The 12,850-nt window shown below is 76.4% G+C and carries 14 protein-coding genes and 1 pseudogene; 3 read left to right on the forward strand and 12 right to left on the reverse strand.

Features of this window, described 5'->3' with window-relative positions; translation table 11 throughout:
- Positions 1-96: 96 nt before the first annotated feature.
- The 9 genes from AC3WT4_RS07000 to AC3WT4_RS07040 form a co-directional block, all read right to left on the reverse strand.
- A complete protein-coding gene (locus AC3WT4_RS07000) occupies positions 97-1,245 on the reverse strand; it encodes an acyl-CoA dehydrogenase family protein (protein ID WP_492315093.1) in 1,149 nt (382 codons plus the stop codon).
- On the reverse strand, positions 1,242-2,057 hold the full coding sequence (locus tag AC3WT4_RS07005; RefSeq protein ID WP_492315094.1) for an acyl-CoA dehydrogenase family protein: 816 nt from the start codon (positions 2,055-2,057) through the stop codon (positions 1,242-1,244). Before AC3WT4_RS07005 ends, AC3WT4_RS07000 begins: the two co-directional genes overlap by 4 nt.
- Complete coding sequence (locus tag AC3WT4_RS07010) at positions 2,054-2,947, reverse strand: hypothetical protein (RefSeq protein ID WP_492315095.1); 894 nt, start codon at positions 2,945-2,947, stop codon at positions 2,054-2,056. The genes AC3WT4_RS07005 and AC3WT4_RS07010 overlap by 4 nt, the downstream gene beginning before the upstream one ends.
- 67 nt (positions 2,948-3,014) lie before the next feature.
- Positions 3,015-3,299 (reverse strand): acyl carrier protein, encoded by a 285-nt coding sequence (locus tag AC3WT4_RS07015; protein WP_492315096.1) that lies wholly within the window; start codon positions 3,297-3,299, stop codon positions 3,015-3,017.
- 70 nt (positions 3,300-3,369) lie between these two features.
- The gene (locus AC3WT4_RS07020; protein WP_492315097.1) at positions 3,370-4,689 is read right to left on the reverse strand and encodes a type III PLP-dependent enzyme; all 1,320 of its coding nucleotides are present in this window, start codon (positions 4,687-4,689) and stop codon (positions 3,370-3,372) included.
- On the reverse strand, positions 4,686-6,134 hold the full coding sequence (locus AC3WT4_RS07025) for a preATP grasp domain-containing protein (protein ID WP_492315098.1): 1,449 nt from the start codon (positions 6,132-6,134) through the stop codon (positions 4,686-4,688). Before AC3WT4_RS07025 ends, AC3WT4_RS07020 begins: the two co-directional genes overlap by 4 nt.
- Entirely contained in the window at positions 6,131-7,150 is a 1,020-nt protein-coding gene (locus AC3WT4_RS07030) for a 3-oxoacyl-[acyl-carrier-protein] synthase III C-terminal domain-containing protein (protein WP_074804427.1), read from the reverse strand. Before AC3WT4_RS07030 ends, AC3WT4_RS07025 begins: the two co-directional genes overlap by 4 nt.
- Positions 7,147-7,413, reverse strand: coding sequence for an acyl carrier protein (locus AC3WT4_RS07035; protein WP_074804426.1), 267 nt, complete (start codon positions 7,411-7,413; stop codon positions 7,147-7,149). The genes AC3WT4_RS07030 and AC3WT4_RS07035 overlap by 4 nt, the downstream gene beginning before the upstream one ends.
- Entirely contained in the window at positions 7,410-9,233 is a 1,824-nt protein-coding gene (locus AC3WT4_RS07040; RefSeq protein ID WP_492315099.1) for a fatty acyl-AMP ligase, read from the reverse strand. Before AC3WT4_RS07040 ends, AC3WT4_RS07035 begins: the two co-directional genes overlap by 4 nt.
- A gap of 227 nt (positions 9,234-9,460) precedes the next feature.
- Here AC3WT4_RS07040 and AC3WT4_RS07045 point away from each other — a divergent pair, with 227 nt between their 5' ends.
- On the forward strand, positions 9,461-10,072 hold the full coding sequence (locus AC3WT4_RS07045; RefSeq protein WP_492315100.1) for a helix-turn-helix transcriptional regulator: 612 nt from the start codon (positions 9,461-9,463) through the stop codon (positions 10,070-10,072).
- A 130-nt stretch (positions 10,073-10,202) separates the two neighbouring features.
- On the opposite strand, the gene AC3WT4_RS07050 is transcribed toward AC3WT4_RS07045, so the two are convergent.
- Both AC3WT4_RS07050 and AC3WT4_RS07055 read right to left on the reverse strand, forming a co-directional pair.
- Positions 10,203-10,646: a hypothetical protein gene (locus AC3WT4_RS07050; RefSeq protein ID WP_492315101.1), complete on the reverse strand. Its 444-nt coding sequence runs from the start codon at positions 10,644-10,646 to the stop codon at positions 10,203-10,205.
- Positions 10,647-10,789: 143 nt separating this feature from the next.
- Positions 10,790-11,224 (reverse strand): VOC family protein, encoded by a 435-nt coding sequence (locus AC3WT4_RS07055; protein WP_492315102.1) that lies wholly within the window; start codon positions 11,222-11,224, stop codon positions 10,790-10,792.
- A 61-nt stretch (positions 11,225-11,285) separates the two neighbouring features.
- Here AC3WT4_RS07055 and AC3WT4_RS07060 point away from each other — a divergent pair, with 61 nt between their 5' ends.
- The gene (locus AC3WT4_RS07060) at positions 11,286-11,915 is read left to right on the forward strand and encodes a putative glycolipid-binding domain-containing protein (protein ID WP_492315103.1); all 630 of its coding nucleotides are present in this window, start codon (positions 11,286-11,288) and stop codon (positions 11,913-11,915) included.
- Between the two features lie 99 nt (positions 11,916-12,014).
- Here the strand turns inward: AC3WT4_RS07060 and arfB are convergent, their stop codons facing one another.
- A complete protein-coding gene (arfB, locus tag AC3WT4_RS07065; RefSeq protein ID WP_257418916.1) occupies positions 12,015-12,452 on the reverse strand; it encodes an alternative ribosome rescue aminoacyl-tRNA hydrolase ArfB in 438 nt (145 codons plus the stop codon).
- A gap of 303 nt (positions 12,453-12,755) precedes the next feature.
- Between arfB and AC3WT4_RS07070 the strand changes: the two are divergent.
- Positions 12,756-12,850 (forward strand): annotated as a pseudogene (locus AC3WT4_RS07070) (superoxide dismutase); the annotation flags it as partial.

Genomic DNA, 12,850 nt, shown 5'->3' on the forward strand with positions numbered 1-12,850 from the left:
CCTCCGGCAGCATCCGAGCCGCCCGCCCCGTCCAGCGGCGCGGCGGCGTGCGGATCAGTCCCGGGTGCGGGCAAGGCCGGCGCCCTTCCGGCAGCCCTAGACCAGCTCGGCATGCCGTGCCCTGCCCTGCAGCCAGCCCTGGGCGAGCGTAAGCCGCTGGACGGTCCGCGTGCCCTCCATCATCTCCAGCCCGGGCACGTCCCGGACGAGCTTGTCGAGGTACGGGTGCTCCCAGCGCGCACCGGGGCCGAGCAGTGCGGGCACCGTGCGGGTGACCTCGTCCGCGAGGTCCAGCGCCGTGGCCTTCGCCGCCGCGGGCAGCGTCCCGTCCGCCGGGTCGGCGTCGGCGCCGCGCGCCGCCTGGAGCACGAGGGCCCGGGCCGCGTGGAGGCGGTCGTCGAACGTCTCGAGCAGCCCGCGCTCGTCGGCCGTGAACGACGACCGCTCGGTCCGCACGTAGTCCAGCGCCGCCTGCGTGACCCCCACGGCCAGCGCCGCGACGACGGGACGCAGCCGGTTGAACGTGCGGACCGCGCCGAGGAGCCCGCGGCGCGACGGCGAGAGGTGCCGGCCCAGGGTGTCCTCCGGGCGGAGCGGCACGTCGCGCAGCCGCACCTCGCCGAGCTGGACGGCCCGCATGCCCGTCGTCACGAGCGGGGCGGCGTCGAAGCCCGGGCGCGCGGTGTCGACGAGGTACACCCCGACCCCGAGCGGACCCGGGCGGTGCCGCGCGAACACGACGCCGAGGCTCGCGCGGGCGACGTTGCCGACGTACTTCTTGTGGCCGCGCAGGACGCCTCCCGCGACCACCGCGGTCTCGAGCGCGGCGGCGTCCGAGCCGCGGTCGGGCTCGGTGAGCCCGAAGAACGTCCAGGTGCGCGGCTGCGCGACGTGCCGGTAGAAGCGGTCGCGCTGCTCGTCGTCCGCGAGGTCGTCCACGACGACCCCGGACATCGACGGCCCCGGCGCCCCGACGACGACGGACGCGTCGCCCCACGCGAGCGTCTCCGCGACGACGGCGCGCTCGACGCACGTGCGCACGAGCACGGGCACGCCCCGCACGCGGAGTGGGTCGTCGAGGTAGCCGGGCGGGAAGCCGCCGAGCTGCCGGTAGGGCAGCACGCCGGAGTCGAGGAGCGCGTGCAGGGCTCCCGGGTCGGTGTCGACCGCGAGAGCGCGCTCGCGGAGCGCGACGGCCACGGGGCGCAGGTGGTCCCGCAGCGCGCCGAGATCGACGGTGGTCATGCGTCCTCCCCTTCCCCGCCGCCGGTGGCCCCGGGCGGCAGCGTGCCGCTCGCGTGGCCGAGCAGGTCGATCGTGCGGGCCAGCCGGGCCGCCTCGCCGTCGACGAACCCCGAGGCGCCGAACAGGTTGTGGACGGCCCGCGACGCGCGGTCGAGCACCGTGGTGACGCGCGCCAGCGTCGCCGCGGGGACCGGCCCGACGTCCGCCGGCTTCCCGCGCTCCGCCGGCTCCCCGGGCTCCGCCGTCACGCGCGCCAGCAAGGCCTGCGCCTCCAGGTGCGCGAGCGCCGCGTCCGCGAGGACGAGGCGCACCGGCGGCAGGTTCACCGTCGCCGTGCCGCCGATGATCCGGCCGCGGAGCCGGTCGACGGCACGGTCGGTCAACCGTTCGCACAGGCCCGTCCGCACCCACGCCACGCCGACGCGCCACGCGGCGTCCGCGGCACGGGCGCGCCGGTCGTCCACCGCCTCGGACGCCGCGCGCCACGCGAGCAGCGGGCCCGCGTCCGAGAGCACCTCGCCCAGCAGCACCGACCCGGGCGGCGGGGCGACGGCGTCGGGCAGCAGGACGCACTCGCCCGGCAGCACCGCGACCGGCAGCACCGCGGCGAGCGCGACGAGCGCCGCGACCGCGCCCTGCTCGCGGGCGACGTCGCGCACCCCGGCGACCCCGGCGGTTCCGCGGTCCCCCGGGATCCCGGCCACCGCCGCCGCTCCCCCGGCCCCGTCCGCCGTCGCGACGCCCGCACCGGCCGCTGCAGTGCTCACGGTGCCCTCGGCCACCGCGCCCCGCGCGTCGACCCCCGCGCTCATGCGAGCACCGCCTCGCGGGCGCGGCCGTCGGTCTCGCGGGACGTCGCGGCCGACCACGGACCGAGGGCGAGCGAGCAGCGGTAGCCGAGCTCGACGCACCGCTCGTGCAGCACGACGGGCGCGTCCGGGGCGTCGTCGTCCGCGAGCACCTCCCAGACGCCCGTCGCCGCGGCCCCGGGGTCGGCGTGCCGCACGACGTCGCCGTCGAGCACGGGCACGTCGGCCGGGTCCACGTCGACACCGAGGACGACGCGCCGGACGTCCGAGCCCATCTCGCGGGGCGCGTCGGACGCCCCCGCCGACGCGCCGCGACCCGCGGGTCGCGGACCTCGTGGGGCGCGCACGACCGACAGCTCCTCGACGGGCCGCCCCGCACCGTCGCGCCCGACGACGAGCGCCACCACGCGGTCCCGCGCCGGGACGCGTGTCTCCGTGGGCGGGAGCGTGCACTGCTCGAGGACGAGCACGACGGCCGTCCCACCCCGCGCTGCATCGCCCGACCCGCCGACCAACCCGCCGTCGGCGAGCAGCTCGCCCGCGAGCCGTAGCGCGGTGAACGGGCCCGCGAGCCCCTGCTCCGTGACGCAGAAGGTGAACGGGCCGCCGTCGAACAGGTCCGCGACGAACCCGCCGAGGAGCCGCTCGTGCTGGAGGTCGGGCGTCGTCACGACGAGCACGACGAGGCGCACGTCGTCGAGCAGACCGCGCCCGCCGAGGGCCGCGCGCGCGGCGCGGATCATCGTCGGGTAGTCGCGGCCCGGCCCGTCCTCGAGCCAGTCCGTCGGCTGGTCCTCGCCGTAGACGTACCGCAGGTCCTCCGCGACCGACCGCCGCGTCCCGTCCCCGACGGGCGCGAGGTCGTCGACCGGGACGTCCACGACCGCCCGCACCCGCAGCCCGTCCCCGCGCGGCCAGGACCCCCGCGAGGCTCCGGCGCCGCTGCCCCCGGACGGCACGTCAGTTCCGGGTCGAGTGCTCGACGACGAAGTCCGTCAGCGAGCCGACCGTCTCGAGGTGGTCCTGCTCGAGCGACTCCGGGTCGACCTCCATGTCGAGGGAGTCCTCGAGGGCCATGAGCAGGCCGAGGACGCTCGTGGAGTCGAGGTCGAGGTCGTCGAACAGGCGCGTCGTGGCGGTCACGTCGGGCAGCGGTCGCCCGAGGACGCTCGACAGCGCCTCGACGACGGCCCCCACGACGCGCTCGCGGCCGAGGGCCTCCTGCGGCTCGGTGCTGGTGCTCACGATGGTTCCTCCGGTGGTGGATCGGCCCGCGAGGCGGGCGGTGGCTGGACGACGGCGGACGGGCGGCGGGTCAGGGGACGGCGCCGGCGGCGACGGGCTCGACCCGCGCGCCGAGGTCGTGGAACACCTGGCGCGCGAGGAGGTCGTCCGGCGTGTCCGCGTGCCGGACGAGGAACGTCTCGTCGCCCAGCGTGAGGACCTCGGCCGGGTACCCGTGGCTGAGGAAGTGCACCGGCGACGCCGTCGCGCCGTACGCGCCGGAGCGTTCCACGGCGACGAGGTCGCCCGGCGCGAGGTCGGCCGGGAGGGCCACGGCCTTGCCGATCGTGTCGTTGGGGGTGCACAGGGGACCGGTGACGTTCCAGGCGACGTCCTCGGCGGTCGAGGCGGGCCCGACGCGACGCATGGGGAAGTTGCGCTTGACGAACGACCCGATGCCGACGGCCGCCATGTGGTGGTTCGTGCCGCCGTCGGCCACGGCGAACCGCTCGCCCATGGACTCCTTGACGTACCGCACGCGCGCGACGTACGTGCCGCACAGCGCCACGAGGTAGCGGCCGAGCTCCATGACGAGCTCGGTCCGGGGGTGGCGCTGCACGAACGCCTCGACGACGGGGTTGAGCGCCGCGGTGAGGACCTCGACGTCGAGGTCGCGCTCACGCTCGAAGTACGCGACGCCCAGGCCCCCGCCGACGTCGACGAGCTCCAGCGGGAACCGCAGGCGCTCCGCGAGCCGCTCGGCGAGGTCGAAGATCCGCGTCGTGTTCTCGACGATCGTGCCCTCGTCGAGGATGCGCGTCCCCAGGTACACCTGGACGCCGACGACGCGGGCCGCGGCGAGGCCGGCGCACAGGTCGGGCGCGTCGAGGAGCTGCTGCTCGTCGATCCCGAACTGGCGCGGCTTGCCGCCCATCGTGAGCCCGGAGCCCTTCACGGAGAACGACGGGTTGACGCGCAGCACGACGCGCGCGGGCCGTCCCACCGCCTGCGCGAGCTCGTCCACGAGCGCGAGCTCGGGGAGCGACTCCACGATGATCGCGCGCACGCCCGAGTTGAGGCACGAGACGAGCTCGTCCCGGCTCTTGCCCGGGCCGAGGAACAGGACGTCCTGCGGCGCGACGCCCGCGGCGAGCGCGGTGCGCAGCTCGGCGAGCGACGACACCTCGGCGTTCGCGCCGAGCGCGTGCAGCAGCCCGCAGACGCTGACGTTCGGGTTCGCCTTGAGCGAGTAGAAGATCCCCAGCGCGGGGTGCAGCCGCTCGCGCAGCGCCCGGTAGTTCGCGGCGAGCACGTCACCGTCGTACACGTACACGGGGGTCCCGTACCGCTCCGCGACCGCGGCGAGGTCCGCGCTCCCGGGCGTCGTCGGCCGGGTCGGCGTCGTGGTCATCGGGCGTCTCCTTCGGTGGGGCGGGCGGAGGGCCGCGAGGCCAGCCGCTCCGTCACGGCGCGGTCGAGGCGGGTCAGGGCCTCGTCGTCGGGCGCGACGAGGAGGCCGTGGAGGCGGCCCGCGAACGTGGCGCCCGGCGTCGGGCCCGGCGCACCCGCGTTGACGGTGCCCGTCCCCTGGACGACGAGGCCCGCCTCGCCGGGGGCGCCCGGCAGCAGGTCCCCGAGGAGGTCGTGGAGCGCCGCGAACGGGAGCGGAGCGTCGAGCACCAGCGGGTACTGGCGCGCGAGCGCGACCCACCCGTCCGGCTGGAACCGCTCCTGGAGCGGGACGGTGTACGTCGACATGTTGCTGCGCGCGTTGATCTCGAGGACGGGCAGGAGCCGACCGTCCGTGCGCACGAGCGCGTCGACCCCGACGAGGCCGTGGAAGCCGTCGGCCGCGAGACGCGCGCCGAGGCGCCCGGACAGCTCGGCCAGCGCGTCGACCTGGTCCGCGGGCAGGCGCGACGGGATCCGGTGGCCCTTGTGGACGCCGCCCTCCGTGATCGCCTCCTTGACGAAGTCGAACGTGACCGAGCCGTCGCGCGCGACGGTGAAGTGGTAGTTGAGGTCCGCCGCCTTGTCGGCCCAGACCTCCACCACGACGGCGAGGCGGTCGTCGCCCGAGCGCGCGGCCCGGCGCGCGACCATGCGCACGAGCTGGTCGAGCCGGCGCGGGTCGTCGACGACGAGGATCCCCTTGCCGGAGACGCCGTACGCGTCCTTGACGCCGACGGTCGCGCCGTCCGCGACGAGCCGCGCGGCCTCGGCGCACGCGCGCTCGAAGTCCTCGACGGTCCGGCACGCCCAGCCGCGCGCCTGCTCGACGCCCAGCTCGTCGCACAGGCCGCGGCTGTAGACCTTGCTGTTGACGGTCTTGGTCGTCGCCGCGTCGGGGAGCACCGAGCGCAGGCCCGTCGCCGTCGCGAGGTCTTCCTCGGCCGACGACGTCCCGTGCGCGAGGAGCCGGACGCCGTCCGCCGCGAGCTCCCCGAGGCGCGCGAGCAGCGCGGGCGAGTCGAGGGCGTCGAGCGTCACCGTGCGCAGGGGGTCGCTCGACCCGGCGACGTGCACCGTGGGCAGCCCGATGCCGAGCGCGTCCAGGTGCGCGAGGTGGTCGGGGTCCGGCACGGCCTTGAGCACCACGTGGTCGCGCGGGCCGGCGAGGAGCAGCGCGAGCTCGTCCATGCGGTGGACGAGCGCGGCCGTCGCCGACGCGCCGCCGACCGTGGGCAGGCCGACCTCGCCGACCGCCCACGCGTCCTCGACCTCGAAGTTCCCCAGCAGCACGAGCGGCGCGTCGGGCGCGCCCGCGAGCGCGCGCTTGGCCCGCGCGAGGAACGGCTCGCGGCCGACCGCCGCCGACGCGTGCGAGGCGGTCCCCGTCACCTGCTCGACCGTCATGCCTGCTCCTTCGTGTCGTGGACCGAGTCGCCCTCGGAGCCCTCGGAGCTGTCGGAGCCCTCGTGGCGCAGGACCATGGCGGAGAACGTGGCGCCCAGCCCGACGGCGACCATGAGGAACGGGTCGCCGGGACGCAGCCGACCCTCGGTGCGCGCGGCGGCGTAGCCGATGAACGAGTCCGCCCCGAAGCAGTGGCCGGTCACCGGGACGTCGTCGAGCCGGACGCGCGCGAGCGGGAGGCCGAGGCGCGCGCACAGCCGCCGCCACGACACGCGGTTGACGTTGTGCGGCAGGACGAGCGCGAGGTCGTCCAGCGTGAGGCCCGCGCGCTCGACGGCCTCGAGCACGACCTCGGCGAGCACCTCGGTGTACGCGACGCCGAACGGGCTCGCCAGGTCCTCGGGCAGCGGCACCTGGTGGTACTCGCCCAGCGTGCGGGTCGCGTACGCGAGGACGGGGCTGCCCGGCGTGCGCACCGACCCACCGACAGACGGGCCCGACGCCGCGACGAGGCACGCCGCCGTGCCCTCGCCCATGATCGTCGTGCCCTCGATGAGCCGGGAGCCCGGGCTGAACGCCTTCTCCCCCGTGAGCACGAGCGCCAGCGCGTCCGGGTCGCCGTCCGACGCGAGGAGGCGCCCCGCGAGGTCGACCGCGAGCAGCGCCGACGCGCACGCGTGCTGGGTGAGCGTCCACACGACCGCGTGGTCCAGGCCGAGGCGCGCCGCGGCGTCGTGCAGGGGGTTCGCCCCGACCGGTGCGACCGTCGCGATGGTCCGCGCCCCGAGCACGTACCGCACGCGGTGCTCGTTGCCCGCGAGACCGGGCACCGCGCGCGCCGCGGCGACGAGCAGGTCGGTGAGGGTCTGCCCCGGCGCCGTGCACACCTCGCGCAGCCCGAAGAACCTCTCGAACACGCCGAGCTCGAGGTGGTCGAGGCCCAGCTCGTCGGCGAGGTCGCGGATCGGCACGCGCGTCGCGGGCACGTGCGCGCCGACGTCGACGAGGGTCGTCATGCCGCCGTCCCGGGGACGTCGACGACGCTGCGCAGGTGCGCCGCGAGCGCGCGGGGCGTCGGGTTGTCGACGACGGCCTCGGGGTCGAGGTCGACGCCGAGGGCGTCCTCCAGGTCGCCGAGCAGCGCCAGCACCTGGACCGAGCCGAGGCCGAGCCCGGCGAGGTCGGCCCCCGGGTCCACGTCGGTGGTGGCGACGCCGAGCGCGGTGGCGACGTGGCGCAGCACGAGATCGTCGAAGGGGTCGTGGCGGGGTGCGGTCATGATCGGGTCCCTGCGAGCTCGGGGTGCGCGCGGTCCCGGGCCGCGCGCAGGGAGTGGAGCGCGGCCAGGTCGCCCCGACCGTGCAGGTCGCGCGCCCGGCCGCGCTGGATCTTGCCGCTCGTGGTCCGCGGCACCTGGCCGGGACGCACGAGGACGACGTCGTGCACCGTGGCGCCCGAGACGGCCGCGAGGTGGGCCGCCATCTGCCGGACGACGGCGTCCAGCTCCTCCTCGGCGCTCGCCGCCCCGCCCGCCCGGGCGCCCGGCGTGGGGCGGAACTCCTGGACCGCGCACAGCGTGCCGGGCCGGCCGTCCGCCTCGAACACCGCACCCGGGCGGCCCTCGGCCCCGGGGTGCAGGCGGCGCAGCTCGCGCTCCAGGTCGTACGGGTAGAGGTTGCGCCCCGCGACGATGAGGAGCTCCTTGATGCGGCCCGTGACGACGAGCTGGCCGTCGTGCATCGCCCCCAGGTCGCCGGTCCGCAGCCACGGTCCCGTGCCGTCCGCGGCGACGGCGCCGAAGGTCTCCGCCGTCGCGGCCGCCGACGCGTCGCCCCAGTACCCGGCCGCGACGCTGCCGCCGCGCAGCCAGACCTCGCCGACCGCGCCGTCCGGCAGGGTGGCGCCCTCGCCGTCCACGACCCGCAGCTCCACCCCGCTCGGCACGCCGCAGCACACGAGGCGCACGCCGGGGCCGCCGGCCGCCGCCGTGGCGTCGGGGAGCGCGGACAGGTACGACGCCTCCGCCGTCACGACCAGGCGGCCGTCGGCGAGCGCCGCCTCGTCCGCCGTGACGACGAGCGGGAGCCGCCTGTCGGGGTACGTGGCGGTCAGCGTCGCCTCCGCGAGGCCGTACCCGGGGCCGTGCGCGGACCCGCGGAAGCCCACGGGCTCGAACCGGCGCGTGAACGCGTCGAGGACGGCGGGATCGACCGGCTCGGCGCCCCCGAGGGCCCAGCGCAGGCGGGACAGGTCGAGCTCGGCGAGCTGGTCGTCGCGCACGCGCCGCGCGCACTGGTCGTAGCCGAAGTTCGGCGACGCCGTGACGGTCGCCCCCGTCTCGGTGATGGCGGAGAGCCAGCGGACCGGGCGCTTGAGGAACGACGTCGAGGGCACGACGACCGCCGTCGCCCCGAGGCCCAGCGGCACCAGGAGCATCCCGACGAGCCCGAAGTCGTGGTACCCGGGGAGCCAGCTGCAGAAGACGTCGTCCGGGACGAGGCCGAGCGTCGTCGTGAAGGCGTCGTGGTGGTGCAGCACGTTCGCGTGCGTGACCACGACGCCCTTGGGGCTGCTCGTGGACCCGGAGGTGTACTGGAGGAACGCGACGTCCTGCGGACCGGGGCGGTCCCGCCGCGTCGGGCCGTCCGTCGCGCCGTCGACCACGGTGACGACGACCGGGCCGCCGTCGGCCCTCCGCAGCGGCGCGGCCCACTCCGTCGTCTCGGTCGCGGCGGTCGGGTCGACGAGCACCACCGCGGCGTCGCAGTCCGCGAGCATGCCCCGCACGCGCTCGCGCTGGTACGCCTGCCCGCCCGGGAGGGGCGACGGGACGGGGACCAGCCCGGCGGAGAAGCACGCGAGGAGCCCGACGACGAACGACGCGGTGGCGGAGTAGAGGACCAGGGCCCGGTCGCCCGGCTCGTGCCGGGCCGCGAGCCGCCCCGCGAGCGCCGCCGCCTGCGCGTCGAGCTCGGCGTAGGTGAGCGTCCGCCGCTCCCCCACCTCCGGCACGACGACGACCGCGGCGTGGTCCGGGCGCTCGCGCACGTGGTCGCGGACGAGGTCCACGAGAGTCCGGTCGTCCGGCAGCACGCCCACGTCGCCCCCTGCTCGCCGGCGCCGGGACGGTCCCGACGCACGCGGACACCAGGCAGCACGCACCCCGCCCGGCGGTCCGGGGGAAGCCTCGCAGCGGTTGCTCGCGGTGTAAACAAATTCGGCTGGCCGGAAGAGGACAAGAGCCTTTCTTGCCCGCTAGCTGTCACATCGGTCCGCACCGCGGGACGACCCGGGACCGTTGCCGGGGTAGACTACAGTCACACGGCGTGACCTCGACGGAGCGGGACCCGGTCCTCGGGGCCCGCCGTTCCGCGCGGGCCCTCGCGCTGCGCCGCGCGCACGACGTCCTCGTCCTCGACGACGGCAGCGAGGACTGTCCGGAGCCGCTGTGGGTCCGGGTCCGCGAGCGCACCCGCCACGCCGCACGCCTCCGCGTCGTGACGCTCGGCGCCGGCGGTGCGGGCGGTGCCGGCGGTGCGGGCGGTGCGGGCGGCGCCCCCGCGGTCGAGCGCCGGGTCGCCACCACCCTGCCGGTGTCGCTCGTCGCCCTCGACGACACCGTCGTGCTCGTGGCACGCCCCGACCGCACGCGCGCCGTGACCGACCGCGACGCCGTCGCCGCGCTCCGCGCCCTCGCCGAGTCGGAGTGGGACCGCGCCCGGCCCGACGGCGACGCGCTCGCCCCGAGCGAGGACACGCTGCTGCGGCTGCTCGCCGAGGGCAAGACCGACACCGCCGTCGCCGTCCGGCTGGGCGTCTCGCCCCGCACCGTGCGCCGTCACGCCGCCGGCCTCATGGGGCGGCTCGGTGCCACCAGCCGGTTCGAGGCCGGCGTCCGGGCCGCGCAGCGCGGCTGGATCCGGATGACCGACCGCTGACGAGACCGTTGCCCGCCGGGGCGCCCGCCACTATCCTGGGACGAGCCCGTCGCGCTGAGCGTCGGGAAGTGGACCCGAGACCCGTCCGGATGGTCGTGGCGCTCGGGTCTCGCGCTGTCCGGGCTCGGTGCTAGAGATCGACGACCCGGCTCACCACGGGCTCGCACCGCTGGCGCCAAGAGGTGCCCCTCGCCCACGCCCAGGCGATCGCGTCGGGCAGCGCGAGCAGCGGTTCGGCGGTCGCGCTCTCGTGCCGGTACGCCAGGCTCTCCGAGCACCCCGCGGCTCGGGTGGCCTCGATCAGGTGCCTGCGGTCGCGCTGGACCAGGCTCTCGTCCCGCTCGAGGCACAGGTGCGTGCGCCGGTCGCGGGCGATGTCCTCGACGAGGGCGCGCAGGCACCTCTTCCGGCGACGCGCGTCGCTCTCCCTCTTCATGTGGATGCGTGGCTGGCGGGGCATCGTGAGGTCGCGGACGACCCGTCGCGCCGTGTTCATCGAGCCGGGCAGGACGACGGCCGCGACGAGCAGGGACTCCCGTGCCTTGCTCTCGTCGACGAACACCTGACCGACCACGTGGCCACCCTCCCCTGCGACGACCCGAGGGTACGCGCCGGAGTGCGACACCGGGACCGCCCGGCGACGACCGCCCCTCGCGGGAAGCGATCAGCGGCCTCGGGGACGACGCCTCGCGAGCGGGAAGGACGGCCCGCCCCGCGTCAGCGCGCGGGCGCCCGGCGCGCCGCGTCCGCCGCGACCTGGGCGTCGCTGCGCAGGATGCAGAACTCGTTGCCCTCCGGGTCGGCGAGGACGACCCAGCCGCCGCCGTCGGGCGTGCGACGGTCGGCGACCTGGATCGCGCCGAGCGCGAGCAGGCGCTCGACCTCCTCCTCGCGCGACCCGTCGGTGGGCCGCAGGTCGAGGTGGACGCGGTTCTTCAGCTGCTTGTCGTCGGGCACCTCGACGAACAGGACGTGCCCACGGCTCTCGGCGGGCGTGGTCGCGTCGGCCGGCGGGACGATCATGCACTCCTCGTGGCCGGGGAGGTTCGGGTCGCCGGGCACGTCGGTGTACCCGAGGACCTGGGCCCAGAAGACGGACTGCGCGTAGGCGTCCCGCGCGTCGAACGTGGTGTGGGAGATACGAGAGGTCATGGCGCGACCCTGCCACGCGCTCGCCGCGCGGGCACCGGCTTTTCGGCCCACACTGACCGGCGTGAGCCCACGGACGAGGCACGTCGCATGGACCGGCTGGGACGACGACCCGGACCGCCTCGAGGCGGCGACGGTCACCGTGCGCGGCGACCGCCTGGCCGCGCTCGGCACGTCGCGCGCGACGACGTACGCGACGGCGTGGGCGCTGCGCACCGGGCCGGGCTGGGTCACGGAGTACCTCGACGTGTCGGTGCGGGGCCTCGGCTGGTCGCGGCACCTCGACCTCGTCCGGACGCCCGACGGCGCGTGGCGGGCCGACGTGCGCGAGACGGGGACGCCGCCGTCGGGCCTCGCCGCGCCCGGGGTGGCGGACCCGGCCACGCTCGACGGGGCGCTGGACTGCGACATCGCGCTCTGCCCGGTGACGAACACGATGCCGATCCTGCGGCTCGGGCTGCTCGGCGACCGCCCGCCGGCGCACGAGACGCACCTCGTCATGGCCTGGGTCGAGGTGCCGTCGCTGCGCGTCCTGCGCAGCGACCAGGTCTACGCGGCCCGCGAGGCCCTCGACCCCGCGACCGGGCGGGGCGTCGTCACGTACACGAGCGCGACGCGGGACTTCACGGCCGACCTCACCGTCGACGCCGACGGTCTGGTCGTGGACTACCCGGAGCTCGCGCGCCGCCTCTGACCCCGCCGACCACGAGGTCGCCGTCGTTCTCGCGTCGAGAACGACAGCAGGGTCGTGCTCGACCGGGGGCAGGGTCGTGGTCGGCGAGCCGTGCCCCGGTCAGTCGTGCGGGGGGCGGCGCAGGCGCTTGACGTCGGTCCGCCGCTTCTTGGCGGCGATCCGCCGCTCGACGGACCCACGCGTGGGCCGCGTCGCGCGCCGGGTCGGCCCGGGCGGTGCGACGGCGGCGGCCAGCAGCGCCGCGAGCCGGGTGCGCGCCGCCTCCCGGTTCCGTCGCTGCTCCCGGTGCTCCGACGCCGCGACGGTGACGACGCCGTCCACGACCCGCCGCCCCAGACGGTCGAGCATCCGCGCCCGCTGGGCCTCCGTGAGCACCGCCGACCGCGCGACGTCCCACGACAGCTCGACGCGCGAGTCCGTCGTGTTGACACCTTGCCCGCCGGGGCCGGACGAGCGCGAGAACCGCCACGACAGCTCCGCCTCGGGGACGACCAGGGTGGTCGTCACGCGCAGGCCGGGGCGGGCGTCGTCGGGCATCCGTCCATCGTGCCCCACGGCGCACCGCAGGCACCCACGAATTCGCGGACCCAGCCAACTCCCCCACCACCGTCCGTCGAGCACGGGACGAGCGACCGGAAGGGGGCTGTCCCGGTCGCGGACCGCGTGCTCGCCGGAGCCGCCCGCCCGCCGCCCGCCCGCCACCCGCAGCCGGCCGCCCGCAGCCGTTCGACGAGCGGGACGACGCGTCCGACCTGCAAGATCACAGCGCGCCCTCCTTGACCTCAACCGTGGTCGAGGTCCTAGCGTGGCTGCATACCGACGGAAGGAACCTGAGGAACCATGCCTGTCTACACTCTCCCCGAGCTGTCCTACGACTACGGTGCGCTCGAGCCGCACATCTCCGGGCGGATCATGGAGCTGCACCACTCCAAGCA

The organism is Cellulosimicrobium sp. EB106-03-01-XG111 (genome assembly GCF_058792115.1).